A 22750-nucleotide genomic window follows, 5' to 3' on the forward strand; every position below is an offset into this window, starting at 1 on the left:
CGCTGGTTTCTCTCGGCGCCTCCTCGCCAGTGGCGACGCCGACGTGTGGCGTGTGTGGTGCGTCGTGGATCGTGTGGCGTGTGTGGTGCGTCGTGGATCGTGTGGCGTGTGTGGTGCGTCGTGGATCGTGTGTCGTGTGTGGTGCGTCGTGGATCGTGTGTCGTGTGTGGTGTGTCGTGGATCGTATGTCGTGTGTGGTGTGTCGTGGATCGTATGTCGTGTGTGGTGTGTCGCGGATCGTATGTCGTGTGTGGTGTGTCGCGGATCGTATGTCGTGTGTGGTGTGTCGTGGATCGTGTGTCGTGTGTGGTGTGTCGTGGATCGTGTGTCGTGTGTGGTGTGTCGTAGCGCGTGTGGGTCGAGTACCGCCACACGCCGGGCCCCCAACTATACCCGACGGGACGCGTACGGCGAGGTATGGATGTCGGAGTACTCACGGTGCCGTTGGGAGAGTCGTCGCGCCGCGAGGCGTTCGAGTACCTCGGTGGACTCGGCGTCGACACGGTGGAGTTGGGTGTCGGCGGACACCCCGGGGAGGCGCACGCGGATCGCGAGCGACTGCTGGCCGAGCCGGCGGCCCGCGAGGAGTTGCGCGACGATCTCGCCGCACACGACCTCTCGGTGAGCGCGCTCGCGACACACGACAACCCGCTGCACCCGGACGAGGAGCGGGCCGCACGGGCCGACCGGCACCTCCGGGAGGCGATCGAACTCGCGGGCGACCTCGGCGTGGGGACGGTGACGTGTTTCTCCGGGCTGCCGGCAGGCGGCCCCGAGGACACGGTCCCGAACTGGATCACCGCGCCGTGGCCCCCGGAACACGCCGAGGCACTCGAGTACCAGTGGTCCGTCGCGGAGGCGTACTGGACGGACCTGGCCGACCACGCCGCGGCACACGGCGTAGACGTGGCGATCGAGATGCACCCGAACATGCTGGTGTACGAGCCACACGGGCTCGTGGAGCTGCGCGAGGTGACGAACGAGCGGATCGGCGCGAATCTCGACCCGAGTCACCTCTACTGGCAGGGGATCGACGTGGTCGCGGCGATCCGACTGTTGGGCGAGGCGGACGCGATCCACCACGTCCACGCGAAGGACACGCAGGTCGTCGACGAGGTGGCCCGCGAGAAGGGGGTGCTCGACACGACGGACTACGGCGCGGCGAGCGAGCGGTCGTGGCTGTTCCGGACGGTCGGCTACGGCCACGACGAGGGGCACTGGCGCGACGTGGTGAGCGCGCTGCGGCTGGCGGGGTACGACGGCGCGCTCTCGATCGAACACGAGGACGCACTCACCTCCTCGCGAGAGGGGTTGGAGAAGGCGGTCGCGTTCCTCCAGCGGGTCACGTTCGAGACGCAGCCGGGCGAGACGTTCTGGACGGAGTGAGACGATGACGGACGAGCCACTGCGGATCGGTGCGTTGGGGTACCGGTTCATGGGCGAGGCACACGCGAACGCCCTCCAGCGGCTGCCGACGTTCTTCCCGTCGGCACCGGAGACGGAGCTGTCGGTGCTCGTCGGGCGCGACGAGGAGGCACTCGCGGCGGCCGCCGACCGCCTCGGCTTCGAACGGACGGCGACGGACTGGCGAGAGGTGGTCGAGACGGTGGACGTGTTCTACAACCTCGGGCCGAACCACCTCCACGTCGAGCCGACGGTCGCGGCACTCGAGGCCGACACCCACGTACTGTGTGAGAAGCCGTTGGCGCCGACACTGGAGGGCGCTCGGCGCGTCCGAGGCGCGGCGGGGGACAGCGACGCGGTCGCGGGGGTGGCGTTCAACTACCGGTTCCTCCCGGCGACACAGTACGCACGGCGACTGATCGCGGCCGGCGAGTTGGGAGAGATCAGACAGGTCCGTGGCCGGTACCTCCAAGACTGGCTCTCGGACCCGACGGCGCCGTGGACGTGGCGGACGGACGCCGAACGGGCGGGGTCTGGCGCGCTGGGCGACCTGGGTGCCCACACGTTCGACCTCGTGCGGTTCCTCGTCGGCGACCGGACGGGCCCCATCGAGCGCGTCTCGGGACACCTCCGGACGTTCACCGAGGAGCGCCCCGTCGAGGAGGGAGACCCGGAGACCCGGCCGGTGACGGTCGACGACGCATACTCCGCGCAGGTGGCGTTCGCGAACGGCGCGATGGGGACGCTGGAGGCGTCCCGTGTCGCGGAGGGGCACCACAACGACCACACCGTCGCGATCCACGGCACGGCGGGGAGCTTAGAGTTCTCGCTGGAACGACTCAACGAGTTACGGGTGCAGACCGGCGAGGCGCGGGGGTACGAGACGGTGCTCGTCACCGACGAGTCGGACCCGTACGTCGACCACTGGTGGCCGCCGGGCCACGTGCTGGGCTGGGAACACGCGTTCGTCCACGAGAACTACGAGTTCCTCTCGGCGGTCGCCGCCGAGGAGTCGTTCGCCCCGTCCGTCGCCGACGGGGTCGCCGTCCAACGGCTGCTGGACGCCGTCGAACGCGCCGACGAGCGCGGCGAGTGGGTCCGCGTCGACGGAGAGTGACGGTGGCGAGTCGCCACGGACCGCGACGACACACCGAGGAGCCGCCGCGACGACACACCGAGGAGCCGCCGCGACGACACACCGAGGAGCCGCCGCGACGACACACCGAGGAGCCGCCGCGACGACACACCGAGGAGCCGCCGCGACGACACGACGGAAGATTCGACCACAGCCGTTAATATCCGTGCGACCACACGACATTCAGTATGAGTTTCGAGGGCGCAACCGAGCCGCTGTCCCCGGCGGCGGCGTACGCGCTGTACCGCGGGGCGGTGTCACTGTCGGACTCCGACGACCGTGTCGACGCCTGTTGTACGGTGTTGTTGGGCGGTCGGCTCGGGCTCTCCCTCGACGAGCAGGCACACCTCCACGACGGGTGGGTCGACTGGGACCGGGGGTTGCTCCGCGTCCCCGAGTCGGAACCGTGTGCGTGTGCGGCCTGCTGTCGGACCGCGCGGCGTCGCGCCGAGGGACGCGAGCAGTCGGCGCTGGCGACACTGTACGAGACGTGTTGGCAGTCACCACACGGTGGCCGGACCGTGTCGTTCGGGTGGTCGCGGCGACTGAGTGCGGCGGTCACGGCTCACGTCGACCGTCGGCGCGAGGACGAGGCGGCTCCGGCGTGGTCCGCCGGGGGAGACGACCACTCGCGGCGCGTGTTGCTGGCCGCGGCGGCGGAGGCAGCGCCGGCACTCGACCCCGACGGCGTCGGTCCAGACCGACTCCGTGCGACGGCCGCACGCGTCTTCGCGGCGGCCGGCGTGTCGGCCGAGGACCTGGCGGCGCTGCTGGGGGTCGAGCGGGCCGTCGCGGAGCGGGTGGTCCGGCGGTACGGCGACGGCGCGGCGACGCGACTCGCGGCGGCCGTCGAGGGCACGGACGCGGCGGCGAGCGTGTCCAGTGGTGGACTGTCTGCGAGCGAGTGGCCGCTGGTCGTCGATCCGACGCCGTTCGCGAACGAGCCGTTCGATCCGCGGACGGTCGACGCCGCCGCCCGCGCGACCCGAGCCGACGACGACGCGGCGCCGCGTCCGGTCTCGAACCCCCGACCGCGGGAGCCGGGCGCGGACAGCGACTACGACCGGGCGCGCCACGACGTGCCGTCGTACCTCGATCCTGGCGCGGAGGGAGTCAGGGTCGGTGTCGACGGGACCGCGACGCTGTCGACGCTACCCGGCTGGGTGGCGGACCGCGAACGGGAGCGGCGCGGGGACGCGACGGCCGCGGGCACCCCGCCGGGTGTCGGTCGGAGCGGGAGTCTGCCGGAGTCCGTCTCCGACGGCGGGGCGGTCGAACGACGACGGAACTCGGCCGGGTCGGCGGCGACCGAGACCGACGGATCGGCTCGACCGAACACCTCGGCCAGTACGGACGGATCGGCTCGACCGAACACTTCGGCCAGTACGGACGGGTCGACTCGACCGAACACCTCGGCCGGAGGCGACACACCCGCACAGACGAGAACGCCGACGAGTGGAGGTGGGCCGGCGCCCGGGGGAGACCGTACGAGCGGGGTGCACCCCGACCCGACCGGGCCCGAGACCTCGGGGACGGGGGCAGGGACGGCGGGTGCGGACACGGAGACGACGAGCACCGACGCGGACGAGGCGGGGAGATCCGGAGAGACGACGGGTGACGACGACGGGACCGACTCGGGCGACGAGGTGACCGTCGGCACAGGTGGTTCGGCGTCGCTCGACCCGCGAGAACGTGTGACGGGGCCGGTTCGAGCCGAGGAGTCGACGCGGTTCGTGGTCGACGGCGTCGACGGCGGCCAACCGACGGACGGGCACGTCGTGTTGGGTGCCGAGGAACTGTTGTTCGTCGGTCGGGAGGGTGACGCGACGACGATCCCACTCTCGGCGGTGGTGGACGTAGCCGTCGACTACGTCCCCGACGGCTTCGAGGACGTGTTCGACGACACGGTCGGCGTCGCCTACGAGCGAGACGGCGACAGACGACTGGCCGTCGGGGAGTTCCCCGGACGGAAACAGATCGACGCCGCGACGGAGGTGTTCGCCACACTCCTCGACGGGACGCGCGCAACCGTCACGCACCCGGCGAAGGAGGGTGGGCGCGTGACGACCGCACTCCCACGCCCCTGCGAGGTCTCGGTCGAGGGGCGGCGGATCGCGTTCCACGAGATCCGTCCCGCCGAGGACGACGAGCCGGAGTTGCCCGAGGTGGACGCCGACGCCGACGTGGACCGCGAACTGCTCGCGAAACTCGGGACGGACGACGACGAGAGCGAGGAGGAGGATCTCTCGCCGGTCGAGCGCGTCGCCGGGCTCCCGGATCGGGAACTCACCGTCGCCGACGAGCCGTTGGCGACGGTCGAGCCGACGAGTCTGGTCCACGTCGAGCGCGGTCGCCAGACCGTCGGCGACGGGATGCGCGACGCGGTGAAGGTGGCCCACTACGCCGACGACATCGACGAGACGCCGATCACGACGGAGATCAGCGCCGCGACGGAGCGGACCTACCGGCTGCTCAAGCGGCGTCTCACCCACGAGTACCGGCGGCGCGAGCGACGGATCGAGGCGCTGGAGCTCTCCGAGGAGGAGAAGGAGGCGCTCGTCGCGCTGTACACCGTCGGCGACGGCGTCGACCCGGGGATGTTGGTGGACGTGGACCCGGACGGCGTGGGCGACGTGTTGACGACACTTGAGGAGAAGGGACTGGTGAAGACGGCCGGCGACGACGCCGGGCTCTCGGCGCTCGGGGAGACGGCCGTCAACGAGAAACTCGACGACGTGAACGTCTGACGATCGGTCTCCGTCTCGTGCACGGGTCACAGGTGGAACCGTCCGCCGACTCGGCGAGGGAGTGTGCGGACGAGTTGGCTGTTGCGGGTGGCGCGCGAGAGACGCGTGAGAGACGCGCGAGGGGCTCGCGAACGGAGTGAGTGAGACCTCGTCAGAGGGAGGTCCCGACGGAGGAGGAGCGAGCGCAGTGGGCGAGGCGCAGCTGCGCCGCGCTTCGATACGATGTGGCGAGGCCGGAGGGCTCGTTACCGGCCGGGGTGAGCGGGAGCGACGCTCCCGCTACCCGCCGCGCGGCAGCACCGCGCCGCGACGGCGCAGTCCCCGGCGACGGATCGGGTTTCTCGGGTGCCAGTCCGAGCCGACGATTCACCGTCGCCCGAACGGTGTCTCGGTGCCGGCCGGAACACACACCACCGAGGCCGACGTACGGGTGAGTGTGGCGTCACGCGAGTGCGACGGCTGTGGCGACGACGTGTCGGTAGCCGGCGGTGTCGCGAACCTCTGGACGCTGGAGGCGGACGCGACGGGTGGACTCACACTGGAGTTGGCCGACGGCGCGGAGGTGTTCTGCTGTTTCGACTGTCTGGACCGACTCCCGGACGACGAGACGGTGACCGTCGAACACGTCGACGCACTCGGCGAGGAGTGAGAGACCTCCGCCCCGCGAGGGACCAGTCGACCTCCCGATCGGTGGCGACCGAGTCGACTCCCGTCGGTCGCCACGACGGACAAACTACTTAGTCTCCGCTGGTAGACACTGTGGCGTGCACAGTCTCGTCGCCGCCGACCTCCTCGCGGTCGCCGGACGCGTGACCGCCGCGAGTGCCACCGCGACCCCCACGCCGACCGGCACGAGCGTCTCGACCGTCGGCACCGCCGGGTTCGGCTTCGTCGTCGCCGTCGTCGCCGTCGCCGTCGCCGCCCTGTTGTCTCGGCGACGCGAGTGAACGGGACCGACCACGTGATCCGGTGTCTCGGTCGACGGTAGAGTGGTTCCAATCACCACTAGGAATGGGGGCGGAGGACTGTCGGTTGGAGTGTACGAAGCGAGAACGGTGTCGACGAGCGACCACTCACGGCTGGTCGGTGTCGTGTCGGCAGGAGAGTAGCGGGAGGTAGATTTGAACTACCGATCTCCGGGTTATGAGCCCGGCGGAATCTCCTGGCTATCCCATCCCGCTACCAGAACGCAACCGGGCGCAACATGTAAGCGTTGCGTTCTGTCCCCACGCCGTCCGACGGTCACACGTTCACATACCGCGTCGCCGCCACACTGTCCCGTCACGTCCGGTGGGACGCGCGGCGCCGGCGGTCGTCGTCACCGGCACCGGTCACGTCTCGCACGGCAGAAGGTACGACCACTCCCGACACGAGGTGCGCTCACGTTCAGGCCGCGACGCGCCAGGTGAACAGACTCTCGGCGACGTAGTTGAGCACCATCCCGAGGCCGATGCCGATCCCGTTGGCGACCGTCGGCCAGAAGTCGAGCCCGAACACGAGGAGTCGCACGTCGGTCCAAGCGGTCAACGCGTGGAGTGCAGCGAACGACACCGCGAGCCCACCGAGGCGGACGGTGTGCGAGCGGAGCCAGCGGCGCGGGAGCGAGTCGTCGTCCGCGCCGTGCCCGTCGAACGTCCAGTTGTCGTTGAGGAGGAACATCGTCGAGATCGACGCCTCCGCGCCGACCGCCTTCGCCGCGAGCGGGCCGACGCCGGCGAGGGTCGTCAACAGCGCGACGATCACCTGTTCCAGCGTCGCGCCGACCACGCCGACGGAGACGAACTGTCCGATCCGAGTCGTCGAGGCCAGTGCGTCGAGCGTGCGCTGCTCGTCACTCACCGCCGACCCCTCCGGTGTCCTCCGGGACGCGGTCGTCGTCCGTCCGGTCGCGGTCGACGAGCGCCGTCTCGTCGTCGGTCGACAACAGTCGGTGGAGCCGGTCGTCACGCAACAGTCGCGCACGGTGGCGGGCGACGAACAGCCCGCGAGCCATGTCGAGGGTGTCGGAGACCGGCGAGACCGTCGAGCCGGGCTGATCCTCCCAGACGACCGGCACCTCGTGGACGCGGTACTCTAGCGCCGCCGTGACGGCGACGAGTTCGATGTCCCAGGCGAACCCCGGCTCGTAGAGGTGTGGTGCCACGTCACGCCACGCACTCGCGGCGATCGCCTTCGCGCCACACTGGTAGTCGTACAACGGCGCGGCGAGCAGTCGGCGAGCGATCCACGCGAACCCGTCGCCGAGGAACCGCCGTGCGAACGTCTGGTGAGACTCGACGGTCGCGTCGGGGTGACGACGCGACCCGACGGCGAGGTCCGCTCGCCCGTCCGAGACGGGTGCGACCACGTCCGCGAGCGAACTCGCGGGTGTCGCCCCGTCGGCGTCGGCGAACGCCAACACGTCCGTCGAGAGCGCCTCGAACCCGTCCGTGATCGCGCCACCCTTGCCACGACGACGGCGGACGACCGAGCAGTCGACCCACTCGGGCACGGCGAGGTCCGTCCCGCCGGGGTCGGGGGCGTCCAACTCCACGCGGACGACGTCCGGATCGACGGTCTGGCGGACGGACCGGAGGTACGCACGGAGCCGCTCGGGGTCTGGACGGAAGGCGGGGACCACGACCCCAAGGGTCGTCGACATGCGACTCGCTACCCGTGGCCAGGACAAAAAGCGCACGGAACCCGTCGTCGGCTCGCGGTGACGACACGACCACCGCACGACGGCCGAGGTGCGGTGGGGGACGCGTCTCGACGGCGACTGCGGGCTTTCAGGGTTCTTTTGTAGTGGCGCGCCGAATCGCGGCGTATGACGGAGTTCAACGAAGACGACCGTGTCGAGTTGACGGACGACCACAGTGACTTCGACGGCCAAGTCGGCGTCGTCACACAGGTGATGGAGACGATGTTCGGCGACGCGACCTACACGGTCAACTTCGAGGAGGGACAGGAACAGGGTGTCCCCGCCGACCAACTCGAGCTCGTCGAAGCCGCCGGCGACGAGGAGTGACTCCGACCGGGGCGGCGCCGAGCGGGTAGCGTCCACCCCGCGACGAGGCGCCCCCGCGACGCTCCCCGTCGGCACCCGATTCGAACCCTTTTGTCCCCCAGCCACGTACCGGTCGGTATGGCTCGTGTACCCTTCCACTACGTCGACCTCCGTGCGTTCTCGTACGCGACAGAGGACGACCGTCGCGTCGAGGACGCCCTGCGGACCTTCCTCCCGGAGGAGTTCCCGGTCGACACAGACACCGTCGAGGGGCACAACGGCGACCGGATCGCGACGCTGTCGGCGCGCGTCGAGAACGCCGACGACGTGCGCCACGTCCTCTCGGAGTTGGCGACCCTCGACGAGATCGACCGCGTGGTGCGGGAGTTGGACGACCGCGTGGACGACAACTGTGCGCTGTTCCTCCGTCTCGACAAACAGGCAGCCTTCGGCGGTCGCGTCCGCCTCGGCGAGGGGCTCACCCTCCGTGCGAAGGTGGAGGCGTACCCCGCCGACCGCGAGAACGCCGTCGAGAACGCCACCGAAGTACTGACCAGACTTCGCGACGAGCGGGCCGAGACCGACGGCACGGAGCGGTCGCACCCGGCGGAGTGAGAGACGAGCGGCGGACCCCACCAGGAGTCTCGGGTACCCTGCCGAGCGCTCAGTCCGCCGGGTCGCCAGTCTCGAGACTCTCCTCGACGTCGGCGAGCGCCTCCGAGTCCGTCCGCGGGAGCCGATCCCGGAGTCGGCGGACGACCGCGCGTGTCTCGGCGAACTCCGCCTCGGCGACGGCCCGGACGAGCGCGGCGGCGCGGCGGGTCCGGGCGCGACGCCACGACTCCTCGCGGGCCTCGTACGTGCGGACGGCACGCAGTAGGTCTACCTTCGAGAACTCCGGCCAGTAGGGGGTACAGAAGTACACCGCCGCCTCGTTGCCGTTGGCGTGCCACGGGAGGAAGTTCGAGGTTCGCTCGTCCCCGCCGGTCCGGACGATCAGGTCCACGTCTCGTACCGGGCTGTCGTACAGTCGCGACTCCACCTCGTCGGCGTCGACGGCCGCCGGCGCCAGCTCGCCCGCCGCCACGTCGCTGGCGACCGCCCGCACCGCGGACAGCAGTTCGTTGCGACCGCCGTACGCCAGCGCGATGTTGAGCGTGAACGAGTCGTAGCCGCTGGTCCGACGCTGTGCGTACCGCACCGCCTCGCGGACGTGGTCCGGGAGCATCGCCACGTCCCCCAGCACGCGGATCTGGACACCCTGGTCGTGGACGCGGTCGGCGTCCGCGAACTCGCGGAGCTTCCGCTCCATCAGGTCGAACAGCGGTTCCAGTTCCTCGTCCGGGCGCTCGAAGTTCTCCGTCGAGAAGGCGTACAGGGTCAGCTCCTCGACGCCGAGGTCGGCACACCAGTCGAGCACCTGCTCGGTCGTCTCCGCGCCGGCCCGGTGCCCGTCGGGCGCGTCGCCACCCTGCGACCGGGCGTAGCGTCTGTTCCCGTCCTGGATGATCGCGACGTGTTCGGGGACGCCGTCGATCTCCCGCCGGAGGAGCCGCTCGTAGGCCCCGTCGATCACTCCCCGGAGTGACGTGCCCTGGATCACTACGTCTCCGTGCGGTTGCGGGCTTAATGTGTTTTGTGAGTTTCTCTCGACACGACTCACGAACCGCCGGCGAGGGTGTGGCTCGGGGTGACGGCGGGCCCGAGAGTGACGACGGTGCCCGGCCACCGAGACCGGTCGCCGGTCGTCGCCCGCAGTCACTCGCCGCCGTCGGGGCGGGCGGGTTCCTCCGCCGGCCCGTCGACGACGGTCACGTCGCCGGTGAGTTGGCGGTGGACGTACGGCATGTCGATCCCCTCGGCGTCGAACCGTTCTTTCACCGCGGCGACGAGCTCCGAGCGCGCGCCGACGTAGTCGCCCCGCGTCGGGTCTTCGATCCAGTAGCGGGCCTGGAGGCCGACCGCGGAGTCGCCCAGTTCCGTCACCCGGATCGACGGGCCGGGGTCGTCGAGGATGTCGTCGACGCCGCGTGCCTCCTCCAGGATGCACTCGCGGGCGTGGGCGATGTCGTCGTCGTAGCCGATGCCGAATGTGAACTTCCCGCGGAGCGTGCGGTACGCGACGGGGTTGACGATGGCGTCCGTCGCGAGGTCGCTGTTCGGGACGGTGATCTGCTCGTTGTCGAACGTCTGGACTCGCGTCACGCGGAGGTCGATGTCGCGGACGATCCCCTCGCCGTCGGACCACTCGATCCAGTCGCCGACCTCGAACGGCTTGTCCTTGAGGATGAAGATCCCCGCGACGAAGTTGCCGATGAGGTCCTGTGCCGCGAACCCGACCGCCAGCGCCAGCGCGGACCCGAAGGTGGCGAACGCCGTCAGGAACGCCCCGAACCCGGAGACGGTGAACGCCACCGCGACGGCGGCGAAGACGACCGCGGCGTTGACGATGCTCTCTCCGAGACTCTCGACCGTCTCGTCGAAGCCACGACTCGACAGGACGCGTCTGACCAGTGGGGCGACGACACGCGACCCCAGCAGGTAGACGACGAGGAAGGCCAAGACGAACGTCGCCACCGTCGCCACGTAGCCGATCACGGTGTCGACGACCTCCTCCCGAGTGATCCCCTGGAACTGTGCGAGTGGGTTCGTCTGTGCGAGCCCCCACGCCGTCGCGTCGGCGCCAGCCGCCCGCAGCGTCGTACTCCCGACCATAGCCACCGCAACACCGGCGCAGTACAAAAGTACCCCGGCGACGGCGGTGGGAGATACCCGACGCACGAAAGGGTGGAGTCGGATCTGCGGTGAGGTGGTGTCGGACACGCGGCGAGCGCCTCCGGCTGGCGTCGGACACCCCGGCCTCGGACCCACCCGAGAGTTCTTCACCGGCGGCCGTCACCTGCGAACGTGAGTACCGACCACGTCCGCGAGCCGTACGATCCCGACGCGGAGCACGCCTACCCGGACCACAAGCTCAACGAGGTGCTGCCGGTGATCCGGGACGACCCGGAGATCCAGACGTACCTCCGGGCGCAGAACGTCAACGCCGTCACCCGCAAGGGGTACAACGACCACGGCGCCAAACACATCGAGATCGTCCGCAACCGCGCGCTGACGCTGTACGACCTGCTGAAACGCGGCGGCGTGGCGTTCAACGGTGCCAGCGAACAGGGGCTCGAGGAGGCCGACGAGCCGGTGATCGTCGCCCTCGCGGCGACACTGCACGACGTGGGCCACGTCGTCCACCGCGACGAACACGCCTACTACTCCATCCCGCTCGCGGCGGACCTGCTCGATCGGCTCCTCCCGGAGTTCTACGACACGGAGGGTGTCGTCCGGATGAAGGGGGAGGTGTTGCACGCGATCCTCTGTCACCACACCGAGGAGGACCCGCTGACGACGGAGGCGGGCGTGATCCGCGTCGCGGACGCCCTCGACATGGAGCGCGGTCGCTCGCGGATGCCGTACAAGAAGGGGTCGCGCGGGATCGACACGCTGTCCTCGCAGGCGATCAAACGCGTCTCCCTCCAAGAGGGGAACGGTCGGGCCGTGCTCGTCGAGATCGAGATGGCCGGCGCCGTCGGCGTCTACCAGGTAGACAACCTGCTGAAGGCGAAGCTCCGCAACTCCGGGATCGAAGACGACGTGCGGATCGTCGCGATCAACAAGACCGAAGACGACGCCTTGGTCGAACGGATCGAGTTGTAGTTCGCCGTCGTACGGCTCGGAACGACGGACTCGAGGCGAACGCAGTGAGTAGCCGACTCTGGCGTGTCGGTGTGGGTGTCCGTCTCGCACCCTTCCGCGATAATCGAGTTTAAACGCCACCGGGGTGTTTCGATACGTAACGGTGGCTCGGTTCGGTAACTCCATCGCACTGTTGCGGGACAGAGAGTTCGCCGCCCTCGCGGGGACGGCGTTCGCCAGGAGTCAGGCGTACTCGACGATCCTGATCGCGCTGGCGCTGTACGCCGACCAGTTCGGCACGACGGGGTTCGTCGAGGGGCTGTTCGGCACCGGCTTCGCCGTCGTGCAGCTGTTGATCGTCCTCCCGCTGGGCCGGCAGGTGGACAAGGGGAACGCCAAGCGCTGGCTGCTCGGCGGGCTGGCGTTGAACGTGCTCGTCTTCTTCGGGTTCATGCTCGTGGAGTCGTCCGTCCACGTCATCCTGATCCGGATGGTGCAGGGTGTCGGCGCGAGCATCCTCTGGATCACCGGCTCGACGGTGATCGGCACCATCTCGCCGGACGACGAGAACGGGCGGTGGCTCGGCTCGTACAACCAGGTGGCGGCGTTCTCCTCGTTGGCCGGGGACGCGGTCGGCGGCTACCTGCTGTACACCTACGACTTCACGTTCACCTACGTCGTGTTGACCGCCATCACCATCGCGGCGTTCCTGCTCGTGTTCGCGTTCCTGCGCGACGACCCCGGCGGCGGCGTGGAGGCCGACGCCGGCAGCGGCCGCGAGACGCTGCGGGCACTCCTGTCGCTCCCGATGGTGAAGGCGCTCGTGCTCTTCCGCGTCGCCTTCTCCGTCGGGAAGATGGCGGTGATCATCTTCCTCCCGATCCTCGCGCGGACGGAGTTCGGCATCAACGCCCTCGTCATCGGGTGGATCCTCGCGGGTGGGAAACTCACCAAGTCGCTCACCCAGGGGTACGTCGGCGACCTCTCGGACCGCGTCGGCAAGAAGCAGTACTTCGTCGTCGTCGGGGCGCTGTTGTACGGCGTCGGCACCGCGTTGATCCCGCTGTCGTTCTACTTCGAGGGGACGATGACGCCGTTCCGCGTCCGGGCGTTCGGCGGCGTCCAGGAGTTGGGTGGCGCGTTCTTCGCACTCTTCGCCGCCTACGGCGTGCTCGGCGTCGCCGACAGCATCCGGCTGCCCGCGAGTATGGCACTGTTCGTCGAGGAGGGCGAGAAGTACGACTCCGTCGCCTCGAGTATGAGTCTCCGCTCCATCTCGTGGAAGGTAGGGCAGGTTGCGGGACCGGTCGGGATCGGGCTGATCAAGGACGTCGTCTCCGTCCAGGTGGCGTTCTACACGGCGGCGGCGTTCATCGTCTTCGCCTCCGGCGTGTTCTGGGTGGTGTTCACCGTCGCGACGCGGGCCGAAGACCGCGAGGGCGAGTTGGCCGTCGACCCCGGAGACTGACGCGGGTGGGTCGTTCGGGTAGGTCGGAACGTCGACAGTTGCTGTCGTCTCGCGTCGGAGTGGTGGTGTGTCGGGCGGGAGTGGTGGTTTGTGTCGAGCGTGGTAGTCGTGCAGTGCATCGGACGGGGAAAGAGTCACCTATCGACACGAGTAGATCACAAGCGTGAGCGACACGGAGAGCGAGATCACGCGCGTCTCGACGGACGGGCGGACGACGATTCCGAGAGGGATTCGGGAGCGGCTCGGAGTCGAGCCGGGTGATCGCGTTCGGTGGTCGGTGGACGGTGGCGCGGTGACGGTCGAGAAGGCGACGCCGGCGTCGACGCACGGTATCCTGCTGGCGGACGGCGTGACCGACGAGGAGCGGCGCGAGGTAGCCGAGGAGCTGGGCGAGTACGTGAGAGAGAAGCGGCGAGGTGAGTGGGGCGGGGAGTCGACGCGGGTGAACGCAGCAGATACGAGCCGGTCGGGTTCGGACCCCGATTCGTCGGAGTAGACTCGGTGGGGGTCACACTGGACGAGTTCGCGGACACCGCGTACCGGCGGGTCGGAGACCCGTCGGGTCGAATCCGGCGTGGTCGCCGGTCGGAACGCAGACGCCGCCGTAGAGTAGTTCGAGGTCGAGATCTGCACCGGACACCGATCCGGAGGCCCGACGTTTTTGTCGAACGGGGTCGTTGCGGACACCGATGGATCGGGTTCGGACCGCGGTCGAATCGACGGACACACGCGGGTGGGGACGGAGAGCGGTCGTGCTCGCGCTCGCCGGTGGCCTCGCCGGCTGTTTCGGAGTGTCGGAGTCGTCGGACGAGGACGGCGGCGGATCGAGCGCGACACCGACCGACACCCCGACGGACAGCCCGTCGCCGACGGAGACCGACTCCCCGACCGAGACGGCGACGCCGGAGCCCGCGGAAGGCTACGTAGACCTGAAGCCCGCGGACGCCGACGCCTCGTACGCGGACCGGTCCGTCTTCGACGAGTTCGACGGCGACGTAGCCATCGAACTCGACCTCCACGAAGCCACCCTAGACCGCCACTTCGCCAAGATCGAACGAGTCCGCCAACCCGAACCGATCAAAGAGTTCGCCCTCAACTACGACGACCCCGAATGGAGACAACAGATAGTCGAAGAAGCTGAGAATAAAAACTACTACAGTAATCTCGAAGACCCCGTCGACCAGGAACACCTCAAAACCACAGACGACATACAAGAACGACTCCTAAACGGCGTAATAGACGTACCAAACACCGACTCAATAGAACAACCTTCTCTCTGGTCAATGTTTGCAGTGACAAACCTGGGAGGATACTCCTCAACCAACAACGAGATGAAGGCAGCCGCCCTCCAAGCAGCAGAAGTCCGCCGAATCAACGACAAACACGACGCAGACCCAGAAACAGAGAACGAAGAGTTCGGCGACACCTACCAATCACCGCTGTACCCCACCCGCGAAACAGTTGACGACATAGACAACATAATCTACGCGCTAGCAGTGGATCAGGACGACGGCGGCGGACACGGAGTCTACCAAGTATTCAATCGAGTCACGGACGAGAGCGACGAAACAGCACAGCAGAGAGTGCTTCTTGGAGAGACAGACCCATACTGGGACCAACAGCTAACAGAATGGGAAAACAGCGACTACCCAGACGACAACACAGAACTAGGAAGCGCATTCGACCACCCGGCCGAATACGACCACAAGGACAAGAACTGGAAAGCAGCAAATGGACTCCTCGGTAGCATAGCCTCGAACAGGTCAGAAATACTAGAAAATATTGAATTCAGTGAGTTAGTACTAGAAGAAACGAGAGATTTCTACGAGAATCCAGAATCAGCGAGAGGGCAGCACATCGTTGATACGATGATCACGGCGGGCAGACTCGCTGAAGAAGGTTACAGCGTGGAGGTCAGGAGTGACGGCCTGTACGTGGAAGAACAGGCCGCCGAATAGAGAGTCGTGGAGACTGCTCGTCCGAGGGCGTCGTCGTACCTCCGTCGGGGTCTCCGTCCGCGTCACACCGTGTGCGAGACTCCCGGACGGCCGAAGCGAGAACTGCGCCGGGCGGGAATTGAACCCGCGTCGATGGCTTGGAAGGCCATTGTCATACCACTAGACCACCGGCGCGCACTCTGCGCTACCGGCGGGGAGCATTAAGACGTTACCCTTTGGAGTCACGGTGCGGGCCCGGCGTTTTGCTCCCGCCGATCACTCCCCGACGCCGCCGCTCACTCCCCCACACCACTCCCGTCGTCGTCCACGCGCGGGTCGATCAGCGCGTAGTAGAGGTCCTGCACGAGGTTCACGCCGACGGCGAGCGTCACCGGGAGCAACACGACCGCGAACACCAACCCCGGCACGCGCGCGCCGACGGCGTCGATGGTCAACGCGCCGAAGCCGGGCACGAGCGTCAGCCACTCGACGACGTAGATCCCGACCAACACCATCCCGAGCATGTCGGTGAAGAACGCCGTCGCGAGGTGGACGACGGTGTGCGGGAGGATGTGCCACCCGACCCGCAGCGGGCCGGCACCCTTCGCGCGGGCGACCTTCACGAACGGTCGCTCGGCGTGCTCGTTCAGCTCCGAGCCCGCGTACCGCATCTGGATCGCGGTCAGGTACACCGTCGTCGCGACGAACGGGAACACCATCATCCGGAGGTTCTCCGGTGCCAACGGCCCCCGAGCCACCTCGAACCGGAACGCGAGGAAGTTCAAGTCCAACGGCTCCGCGACCGCGACCAACAGCGTCGTCCGAGCGAAGTACGCGAGGAGGAACACCGGGACACTCACCGCGACGACCGCGACGAGTCGTGTCCACCAGTCGAGACGCGTCTCCGTCGCGACGGCGTACAACTGCACCGCCGTCCCGGCCAACAGGGCGATCACGACCGCCGGGAGGAAGTACACCGCCGTGAACCCCAGCGAGTCGACGACGACGCCGGAGACCGACGCCGCCGCCTCGCCGGGCATCCGTCCGAAGTCGAACTGGAGGAGTCGCCCCGCCCACCGCCCGTACAGCGCCGGCAGCGAGGCCTCTCTGGCCGCGAACCGCGGCAGCCTGGAGACCACGACCGTGGGGTGACGGGGTGCGTACGAGAAGGTGCGGCTCGTGTTCGGGTTCGACACGAACGACAGCGACAGGAACACGGCGGTGAAGACCACCGGGAGTGTCGCCAGCCCGCGAACGAGCCGCCGGACGAGCGCCTCAGGCCGCACGCGGACCCCCTCCGGTCGCGCGTCGCGTCGCCTCCCAGCGTGGCGTCCCCTCGGTCGGTCCCCGCTGCGTGTCGGTCTGGTGACACACGCGAGCGGCGGCACGAGGGCTGTTCGGCACCACGACGGTTCGTCTCGTCGTTCCGGAGACGGACGGAGGGTTCGGTGGCGTCATTCGGTGACCACTCCGGAGTGTGAGCACAACACATTAGTCCTTTCGCAGACAGGTCGCGGCCACATGTCAGACTCGCCCTCCACGGAGGAGCGACGGTTCGACGCCGTCGACTGGAGTAGCCTCGACCCGACGACGACGGACGGCGGGAGTCGTCGGACGGTCGTCGCCGTGCTGCTCCCGCTCGTCGTCGCGGCGGCGTTCGCCGTCGACTACCTGACGGCCGACGGGCCGCCCGCGTCGGGGCCGACCGCACTCGACTGGCTGTTGATCGGTGCCGCCGCGGTGCTCGTGTCCGTCGGGCTCGCACTCGTCGGCGACACGCAACGCGTTCGGGAACAGTGGTCCTCGTTCCGACGCCACCGGCTCGCGGTCGCCGGACTCGTGTACCTGGTGGCGTTCTTCGCCGTCGGACTGGTCGGGCCGCTGTACTTCACCGACCCCGAACTCAACGTCCTCGTCAACGCGCAGCCGCCCGTGTGGGGGTCGATCGACGTGCGGAAGGTACCGCAGTGTGCCGGTGTCGTCGTCGACGGCCGGTGTCGGGGGACACTCGAGTTCCTCCTCGGAACGACCGCTCGAACGGGGAAGGACCTCGTCCCGCTGGTCGTGTTCGGAATCCGCAGCACGGTCACCGTCGTGTTGGGTGCCGCCGCGTTGATCGTCCCGACGGGCATCGTCGTCGGCGTGGTCGCGGCGACCGTCGGCGGACGCGTCGAGAGTACGCTGATGTGGGTCAGCGAGGTGCTCCAGACGTTCCCGGCCATCCTCGTCTACTTCACGCTGTTCTGGGTCGTCGTCGACGGGCGGCTCGTCCTGTTGACCGTCGTCTTGGGGTTGGTGAGCTGGGGTGGTGTCGCACGGCTGGTCAGAAACGAGATCCGCGAGCGGAGCGACGAACTGTTCGTCCACGCGGCCACGGTCGGCGGCCTCGATCGCTGGCAGACGGTGCGACGACACCTGCTCCCGAACGTCGGCTCCTCGCTGGTGACGACCGTGACGCTGCAGGTGCCACTGTTCGTGATCCTGGAGGCGTCGGTGTCGTTCGTCCGGATCCCGGTCACCGGCGGCACGCCCACCACGCTGGGCGACCCGTCCGTCGTGTCGCTTGGGCAACTGGTCTACCAGGGCTTCTTCAGCACCGGGTTCCCCGTCGCGTGGTGGGTCGGCGGAGTTCCGGCAGTCCTGCTCGTCTGTACCGTGCTGTCGTTCAACCTCGTCGGCGACGCGCTCGCCGACGTACTAGACCCACAGTGAGTCGCCACGAGGCGTAGAGAGGGCCACGAGGCGTAGAGAGGGCCACGAGGCGGCAGTGGGTTCGAGAGGCGGAGCGAGCCGTCCGCGTCGGTCAGTCGTCCGCGGGTGCCTCACCCTCGCCCGTGGCCTCGTCCTCCGCGGTCCGGGGCCCACCGGCGTGGCCCTCGTGTGCGACGGCAGTCGCCAGCAGGTCCGCGGAGATGGCCGGTACGTCCGCCTCGGTGACCGCCCCCTCCGACTCGATCTCTTCGGTCGAGCGCGGGAACTCGCGAGCCTCGTAGTGGATACCGATCCCGGCCTTCGCACCCTGGCCCATCGCGACGGGGATCTGGTTGTGACCCGGCACGATGTCCCCGACGGCACGGACCCCGTCGACACTCGTCTCCCCGTGGTCGTCGACGGCGATGGTGCCGTCGTCGTTGCGCTCGACACCGAGCTGGTCTGCGAGGTCGGCGTTGTAGTCGGAGCCGTACATCGGGAACCCGCCGCGGTACTCGCGGCGGGTGCCGTCCGCGAACTCGAAGGCACGCAGCCAGCCGTCGTCGTCCTTCTCCATCCCAGTCACGTCCGCGTGGACGATCTCGACCGGGTGGTTGCGCAGTTGTGCGTCCGTCTCGTCGCTCCAGGTCGGCTCGTCGCCCCGCGTCAGCAGGTCCACGTCGTCGGTGAAGTTCAGCATGATCATCGCGACGTGTGCGGCGGCCTCGCCGGTCCCCATCACCCACACCGGCTCGTCGACGAACATGTACGCGTCACAGTGGAGACACCAGTGGAGTCCACGCCCGGTCCGCGGGAGCGGCGGGTCGGGTCGCTCGTCGGAGAACCCCGTCGCCAGGACGACGTGGTCGGCACCGAGCGTGTCCTCGTCGGCCGTCACGTGGAACCGCGGCGCGTCGTCGTCTGCGTCCGCACCCGTCTGCTCGACCCGGGAGACGAACCCCTGGCGGTACTCGGCGCCGTAACTCTGGACCTGTTCGCGTGCGGTCTGGAGGAACTCGACCCCGCTGGTCTCCTCGGTGACGCCGATCACGTTGTGCGTGTCGGTCATCATCGCCGCGCGGCCGCCGCCACGGTTCACCACGACCGTGTCGTGTCCCAACCGCGTCGTGTACAGTGCCGCCGTCAGCCCGGCCGGTCCCCCGCCGACGACCGCCACCTCGTACTGCTCGTCTGTCATCGTGTGTGTCGAAGGGCTCCCAGCGGTAAAAACACGGCCGGTCGTGCGAGCTGCTCGGACCGGCGGAGTTCTCTCGTCTGGCGTCTGCGTGGAGTTCCCTCACCGAGCGTCGGCGGGATCGACACACTCTGTCGGCTCGCCGCTCTCCGACGCGACCGATCGCTCCGCGTTCCCGTCCTCGCCGTCCTCCGCGTCGACCGCTCGCTCGGCGTCTCCGTCCGTCTCGCCGGTGTCGCGCCAGTAGAACCGCGGCCCCAACACCGCGTAGCCGACGGCGAGGAACAACAGCGCGAAGGCGAACGTCTCCCCGAGGCGACCGGTCGTCAGCACCGCGACGGCCTGGACGACACCCATCACGAGCGCGTCCTGCGCGTGGAGATCCGGGTACGCGACGGGCGTGACCATCGCGGGTGCCAACACCGCCGCGAGCGCGACGACGACGACCGGTGTCGCCAACCCGGCGAGCACCGTCGCGGCGAGGACCGTCCCCGCCAGCGTCGTCTGCACGCCGTGAGTCACCACGCTGTCCTCGTCCTCGACGGTGTAGACGCCGAGTCGCACCACCGCGAAGGCGACGTACACCGCCGCGACCGCGATCACGGTGCCGCTCCAGAGCGGCCGACTCGCGGGCGGCTCCGGGAGTGCGACGACGACCGCGAGCAGGGCGGGTGCGATCCCGAACGACGCCACGTCCGCCAACGAGTCGAGGTACGGCCCGACCGTGGTCCCACCGACGTGACGGGCGACGACGCCGTCGAGGCCGTCCGCGACCGCGGCCACCAACAGCAACCGCGCCGCGAGTCCGGTGTCGAACCAGACGACGACCGCCGTGACGAGCCCCAGCGCCGCGTTCGCGACCGTGACGGCGTCCGCGAGCCCGAGCCGGCGGAGGAACCGCGGGCGCGACGACATACCGGCGAAGTCGGCCAGCGGTGGTAAACCCCTTTCTATCTCCACGGCCGTCGCGGGTCGTCTCCCACGCCGTCCACGACGACCGGAGGGCCGCGAGCGACACCGCGCTCCATTTACCGGTCGGCGGCCTACCACGGACTATGCGACGACGCCGCTTCCTCGCCGCCGTCGGCACCGCGGCCACGGTCGGGTCGGCCGGGTGTGCCGGATTCGAGCCGCTGGCGGACGACTACGACGTAGGGATGACCGCACAGGCGTACCGTCCTCGGGAGGTGACCGTCGCGGTCGGCGACACGGTGGTGTGGAAGAACACCTCGACGCGAGCACACTCCGTCACCGCGTACGGCGACAGCCAGCCCGACGGGGCGGCGTACTTCGCGACCGGTGGGTTCGACGACACCGCGACCGCCCGCGAGGCGTGGGACGACAACCGCGGCGTCATCACCAACGGTGAGACGTTCGAACACACCTTCGAGACGCCGGGACGACACGACTACTTCTGTATCCCACACGAGACCGCCGGGATGGTCGGTGCCGTGATCGTCGAGGCGTAGCGGGTGACGGGGGAGACCATCGGGGTCGAGAGGCGTCTCGGCAGTCGGTCGTCGGTCGGACCCGGTCGGTCGGCCACGCGATCGCGGGTCGGAGCCAGTGGGTCCGTGGTCAGTCGTCCGTCGGCGTCGACGAGTCGCCGTCGAGTTCCTCCTCGACCGCCTCGGCCTCCGAGACCGCCGTCGTCAGGGAGACGTTGAGCGACAGCATCGAGCCGACGCCGCCGACGACCGTGACGAGGTTCTTGACCGCGTGGTCCAACACCGCGGCCGCGAACGCCGTCGCGGCCGGCACGCCGCCGAGCCCGACGGCGAAGGCCGTGAACGCCGCCTCGTACAGCCCGATCCCGCCCGGCGACAACGGCAGCACCTTCGCGAGGTTCCCGACGGAGACGGCGAAGAACCCCACCGTCAACAGTGTCGTCGGCGTCAACTGCACGCCGGGGAACGCGACCAGCACGAGCAACGCCGTCACCACGTCCAACGTCCAGATCACGAGACTCGACGCGCCGATCCGCAGCGCCGACCGCCCGTCACCCGCGACCGTCTGGACGCCGCCGACGAACTCCTCGACGACACCCGCGACGTAGGCGGCGTACGAGTCCGAGGAGAGCCGGTCGACGACGGCGCGGACGAGGTTCCGGTCGGAGCGTGCCGTCGCGACGGTCGCCAACAGAACCCCGACGGCAGCGACGCCGACCGCGGCCGCCACCTGCACCGCTCGTTGGACCGCCGTGGGGGTGAGCACGCCGCCACCGACGTTGCCCGAGATCGCCGTCGCCAACTCCGCCGTGCCGCCGCCCACCAACAGCCCGGCCAAGACGACGCCGGCCATCGCGGTGATCGTCAACAGGTCGAAGACGCGCTCGGCGGCCAACGACGCCCCGCCGGTCGGGTACGGGATGCCGCGGCGGGTCTTCACGACGTACGCCCGGACGGCGTCGCCCGCCCGCGCCGGGAAGACGAGGTTGCCGGTCTGGCTGACGAACACCGCGCCAGTGAGGAAGCCGAGCGTCTCCTCGTACCCCAACTCGCGGAGGATGTCGCGGTACCGCGCCCCGCGCAGCGGCCACGACAGCGCGTACACGACCGCCGCGGCCGCGACCGGCAGCGTCGCCGCCTCGCCGAACGCCGCCAACACCTCGCCGACGGGGATGTACACCGTCATCAGCCCGAGCGCGAGGACGGTGATCAGGAGCCCGGCCGCGAGCGTCACGCCGGGCGTGATCCGTGGCGCGACGGCCACCTCCCACCACAGCCGGACGATCTGACTTCCCATCCCGAACACGTCTCGGACGAGGTCGACCTTCGAGTCGCCCTTCGGCTCCCACTCGACCGGGAACTCCACGACCGTCAGCCCCGCCCGTTGGGCGCGGACGAGCAGTTCCGTGTCCCAGAACCAGTGGTCGTCCGCAACGTCGTCGCGAAGCCGTTCGAACGCCGTGCGAGAGACGGCCTTGAAGCCACACTGGTGGTCGCGGAGGTCCGACCGCAACACGCCGCGGACGAGTCCGTTGTACACGCGGCTCGGGACGCCACGCTTCGGCGGGCGGTCCGCCTCGTCGCCGGGCATCCACCGCGAGCCGGTCGCCACGTCAGCCTCGCCCGACCGGACGCGCTCGACCAACTCCTCGAGGTGGCGCATGTCCGTCGCCAGGTCCGTGTCGAAGTAGACGAGTGTGTCCCCGGCCGCGCCGTCGAAGGCGAACTCCAGTGCGCCGCCGCGACCGAGTCGCTCGTCGCTGTGGAGGTGGCGGACGCGATCGTCGTCGGCCGCGAGCCGGTCGGCGATCTCCGGCGTCCGGTCCTCGCAGCCGTCCTCGGCGACGATCACCTCGAACGTGTCGGCCGGCAGGAAGGAGGCGAGTGTGTCGAGGGTGACCTCGACGGTCCGCTCGATGGTGTCCGCCTCGTTGTAGGCGGGGAGCACGACACTCACCTCGACACCCGTCGTCATCGTCTGTGGGTGGCCCGCCGCCGAGTAAGTACTTTCCGACAGCGACTCCCGTAGCGGGTGACGTCGAGCGTCGTGGT

21 protein-coding genes and 2 tRNA genes are annotated in these 22750 nt (G+C 69.0%); 13 read left to right on the plus strand and 10 right to left on the minus strand.

What is annotated here, in order from left to right; all coding sequences use genetic code 11:
• Window positions 1-417 precede the first annotated feature (417 nt).
• The 5 genes from RYH80_RS05180 to RYH80_RS05200 all read left to right on the plus strand — a co-directional run bounded on the left by RYH80_RS05180 (window position 418) and on the right by RYH80_RS05200 (window position 6233).
• Window positions 418-1386: a sugar phosphate isomerase/epimerase family protein gene (locus RYH80_RS05180; protein ID WP_370902796.1), complete on the plus strand. Its 969-nt coding sequence runs from the start codon at window positions 418-420 to the stop codon at window positions 1384-1386.
• A gap of 4 nt (window positions 1387-1390) precedes the next feature.
• Window positions 1391-2521, plus strand: coding sequence for a Gfo/Idh/MocA family protein (locus tag RYH80_RS05185; RefSeq protein ID WP_370902797.1), 1131 nt, complete (start codon window positions 1391-1393; stop codon window positions 2519-2521).
• 206 nt (window positions 2522-2727) lie between these two features.
• Window positions 2728-5286 (plus strand): CheF family chemotaxis protein, encoded by a 2559-nt coding sequence (locus RYH80_RS05190; protein ID WP_370902798.1) that lies wholly within the window; start codon window positions 2728-2730, stop codon window positions 5284-5286.
• A gap of 436 nt (window positions 5287-5722) precedes the next feature.
• Window positions 5723-5935, plus strand: coding sequence for a DUF7561 family protein (locus RYH80_RS05195; protein ID WP_370902799.1), 213 nt, complete (start codon window positions 5723-5725; stop codon window positions 5933-5935).
• A 115-nt stretch (window positions 5936-6050) separates the two neighbouring features.
• Window positions 6051-6233 (plus strand): PGF-CTERM sorting domain-containing protein, encoded by a 183-nt coding sequence (locus RYH80_RS05200; protein ID WP_370902800.1) that lies wholly within the window; start codon window positions 6051-6053, stop codon window positions 6231-6233.
• 159 nt (window positions 6234-6392) lie between these two features.
• Here RYH80_RS05200 and RYH80_RS05205 read toward each other — a convergent pair.
• The 3 genes from RYH80_RS05205 to RYH80_RS05215 all read right to left on the minus strand — a co-directional run bounded on the left by RYH80_RS05205 (window position 6393) and on the right by RYH80_RS05215 (window position 7927).
• Window positions 6393-6467 (minus strand) — tRNA-Met (locus RYH80_RS05205).
• 205 nt (window positions 6468-6672) lie between these two features.
• Window positions 6673-7125, minus strand: a complete 453-nt coding sequence (locus RYH80_RS05210; RefSeq protein ID WP_370902801.1) for a GtrA family protein — start codon at window positions 7123-7125, stop codon at window positions 6673-6675.
• A complete protein-coding gene (locus RYH80_RS05215) occupies window positions 7118-7927 on the minus strand; it encodes a glycosyltransferase (protein ID WP_370902802.1) in 810 nt (269 codons plus the stop codon). Before RYH80_RS05215 ends, RYH80_RS05210 begins: the two co-directional genes overlap by 8 nt.
• 165 nt (window positions 7928-8092) lie before the next feature.
• Between RYH80_RS05215 and RYH80_RS05220 the strand changes: the two genes are divergently transcribed.
• Together RYH80_RS05220 and RYH80_RS05225 are read left to right on the plus strand one after the other, a co-directional pair.
• Window positions 8093-8293, plus strand: a complete 201-nt coding sequence (locus tag RYH80_RS05220; protein WP_370902803.1) for a DUF1918 domain-containing protein — start codon at window positions 8093-8095, stop codon at window positions 8291-8293.
• A gap of 117 nt (window positions 8294-8410) precedes the next feature.
• The gene (locus RYH80_RS05225; protein WP_370902804.1) at window positions 8411-8887 is read left to right on the plus strand and encodes an RNA-binding protein; all 477 of its coding nucleotides are present in this window, start codon (window positions 8411-8413) and stop codon (window positions 8885-8887) included.
• A 49-nt stretch (window positions 8888-8936) separates the two neighbouring features.
• Here the strand turns inward: RYH80_RS05225 and uppS are convergent, their stop codons facing one another.
• Together uppS and RYH80_RS05235 are read right to left on the minus strand one after the other, a co-directional pair.
• Window positions 8937-9875 (minus strand): polyprenyl diphosphate synthase, encoded by a 939-nt coding sequence (gene uppS, locus RYH80_RS05230; protein ID WP_370902805.1) that lies wholly within the window; start codon window positions 9873-9875, stop codon window positions 8937-8939.
• Window positions 9876-10030: 155 nt separating this feature from the next.
• Complete coding sequence (locus RYH80_RS05235; protein ID WP_370902806.1) at window positions 10031-10987, minus strand: mechanosensitive ion channel family protein; 957 nt, start codon at window positions 10985-10987, stop codon at window positions 10031-10033.
• Window positions 10988-11179: 192 nt separating this feature from the next.
• Between RYH80_RS05235 and RYH80_RS05240 the strand changes: the two genes are divergently transcribed.
• From RYH80_RS05240 to RYH80_RS05255, 4 genes are all read left to right on the plus strand, one after another.
• Complete coding sequence (locus RYH80_RS05240) at window positions 11180-11980, plus strand: HD domain-containing protein (RefSeq protein WP_370902807.1); 801 nt, start codon at window positions 11180-11182, stop codon at window positions 11978-11980.
• Window positions 11981-12122: 142 nt separating this feature from the next.
• Window positions 12123-13427: an MFS transporter gene (locus RYH80_RS05245; RefSeq protein WP_370902808.1), complete on the plus strand. Its 1305-nt coding sequence runs from the start codon at window positions 12123-12125 to the stop codon at window positions 13425-13427.
• A gap of 163 nt (window positions 13428-13590) precedes the next feature.
• The gene (locus RYH80_RS05250; protein ID WP_370902809.1) at window positions 13591-13923 is read left to right on the plus strand and encodes an AbrB/MazE/SpoVT family DNA-binding domain-containing protein; all 333 of its coding nucleotides are present in this window, start codon (window positions 13591-13593) and stop codon (window positions 13921-13923) included.
• Window positions 13924-14116: 193 nt separating this feature from the next.
• Window positions 14117-15385 carry a hypothetical protein gene (locus tag RYH80_RS05255; protein WP_370902810.1) on the plus strand — a complete coding sequence of 423 codons (1269 nt, stop codon included), beginning with the start codon at window positions 14117-14119 and terminating at the stop codon, window positions 15383-15385.
• A 103-nt stretch (window positions 15386-15488) separates the two neighbouring features.
• On the opposite strand, the gene RYH80_RS05260 is transcribed toward RYH80_RS05255, so the two are convergent.
• Together RYH80_RS05260 and RYH80_RS05265 are read right to left on the minus strand one after the other, a co-directional pair.
• Window positions 15489-15559, minus strand: a tRNA-Gly gene (locus tag RYH80_RS05260).
• Window positions 15560-15660: 101 nt separating this feature from the next.
• Window positions 15661-16650: an ABC transporter permease subunit gene (locus tag RYH80_RS05265; RefSeq protein ID WP_370902811.1), complete on the minus strand. Its 990-nt coding sequence runs from the start codon at window positions 16648-16650 to the stop codon at window positions 15661-15663.
• A gap of 235 nt (window positions 16651-16885) precedes the next feature.
• Here RYH80_RS05265 and RYH80_RS05270 point away from each other — a divergent pair, with 235 nt between their 5' ends.
• Window positions 16886-18076: an ABC transporter permease gene (locus RYH80_RS05270; RefSeq protein ID WP_370902812.1), complete on the plus strand. Its 1191-nt coding sequence runs from the start codon at window positions 16886-16888 to the stop codon at window positions 18074-18076.
• Between the two features lie 91 nt (window positions 18077-18167).
• Here RYH80_RS05270 and RYH80_RS05275 read toward each other — a convergent pair whose 3' ends face one another.
• Both RYH80_RS05275 and RYH80_RS05280 read right to left on the minus strand, forming a co-directional pair.
• Window positions 18168-19253, minus strand: a complete 1086-nt coding sequence (locus RYH80_RS05275; protein WP_370902813.1) for an NAD(P)/FAD-dependent oxidoreductase — start codon at window positions 19251-19253, stop codon at window positions 18168-18170.
• A 99-nt stretch (window positions 19254-19352) separates the two neighbouring features.
• On the minus strand, window positions 19353-20165 hold the full coding sequence (locus tag RYH80_RS05280; protein ID WP_370902814.1) for a protein sorting system archaetidylserine synthase: 813 nt from the start codon (window positions 20163-20165) through the stop codon (window positions 19353-19355).
• Between the two features lie 140 nt (window positions 20166-20305).
• Between RYH80_RS05280 and RYH80_RS05285 the strand changes: the two genes are divergently transcribed.
• Window positions 20306-20719: a plastocyanin/azurin family copper-binding protein gene (locus tag RYH80_RS05285; protein WP_370902815.1), complete on the plus strand. Its 414-nt coding sequence runs from the start codon at window positions 20306-20308 to the stop codon at window positions 20717-20719.
• Between the two features lie 109 nt (window positions 20720-20828).
• On the opposite strand, the gene RYH80_RS05290 is transcribed toward RYH80_RS05285, so the two are convergent.
• A complete protein-coding gene (locus RYH80_RS05290) occupies window positions 20829-22673 on the minus strand; it encodes a flippase-like domain-containing protein (RefSeq protein WP_370902816.1) in 1845 nt (614 codons plus the stop codon).
• Window positions 22674-22750 lie beyond the last annotated feature (77 nt).

The organism is Halobaculum sp. MBLA0147 (assembly GCF_041361345.1).
In the GTDB taxonomy this organism is placed as follows: domain Archaea; phylum Halobacteriota; class Halobacteria; order Halobacteriales; family Haloferacaceae; genus JAHENP01.

Excerpts from the sequence above, each read along its gene's own strand:
- RYH80_RS05180 (WP_370902796.1), top strand. The coding sequence starts at position 418 with ATGGATGTCGGAGTACTCACGGTGCCGTTGGGAGAGTCGTCGCGCCGC.
- RYH80_RS05185 (WP_370902797.1), top strand. The coding sequence starts at position 1,391 with ATGACGGACGAGCCACTGCGGATCGGTGCGTTGGGGTACCGGTTCATG.
- RYH80_RS05190 (WP_370902798.1), top strand. The coding sequence starts at position 2,728 with ATGAGTTTCGAGGGCGCAACCGAGCCGCTGTCCCCGGCGGCGGCGTAC.
- RYH80_RS05215 (WP_370902802.1), bottom strand. The coding sequence starts at position 7,927 with ATGTCGACGACCCTTGGGGTCGTGGTCCCCGCCTTCCGTCCAGACCCC.
- RYH80_RS05220 (WP_370902803.1), top strand. The coding sequence starts at position 8,093 with ATGACGGAGTTCAACGAAGACGACCGTGTCGAGTTGACGGACGACCAC.
- RYH80_RS05225 (WP_370902804.1), top strand. The coding sequence starts at position 8,411 with ATGGCTCGTGTACCCTTCCACTACGTCGACCTCCGTGCGTTCTCGTAC.
- RYH80_RS05235 (WP_370902806.1), bottom strand. The coding sequence starts at position 10,987 with ATGGTCGGGAGTACGACGCTGCGGGCGGCTGGCGCCGACGCGACGGCG.
- RYH80_RS05255 (WP_370902810.1), top strand. The coding sequence starts at position 14,117 with ATGGATCGGGTTCGGACCGCGGTCGAATCGACGGACACACGCGGGTGG.
- RYH80_RS05270 (WP_370902812.1), top strand. The coding sequence starts at position 16,886 with ATGTCAGACTCGCCCTCCACGGAGGAGCGACGGTTCGACGCCGTCGAC.
- RYH80_RS05275 (WP_370902813.1), bottom strand. The coding sequence starts at position 19,253 with ATGACAGACGAGCAGTACGAGGTGGCGGTCGTCGGCGGGGGACCGGCC.
- RYH80_RS05280 (WP_370902814.1), bottom strand. The coding sequence starts at position 20,165 with ATGTCGTCGCGCCCGCGGTTCCTCCGCCGGCTCGGGCTCGCGGACGCC.
- RYH80_RS05285 (WP_370902815.1), top strand. The coding sequence starts at position 20,306 with ATGCGACGACGCCGCTTCCTCGCCGCCGTCGGCACCGCGGCCACGGTC.
- RYH80_RS05290 (WP_370902816.1), bottom strand. The coding sequence starts at position 22,673 with ATGACGACGGGTGTCGAGGTGAGTGTCGTGCTCCCCGCCTACAACGAG.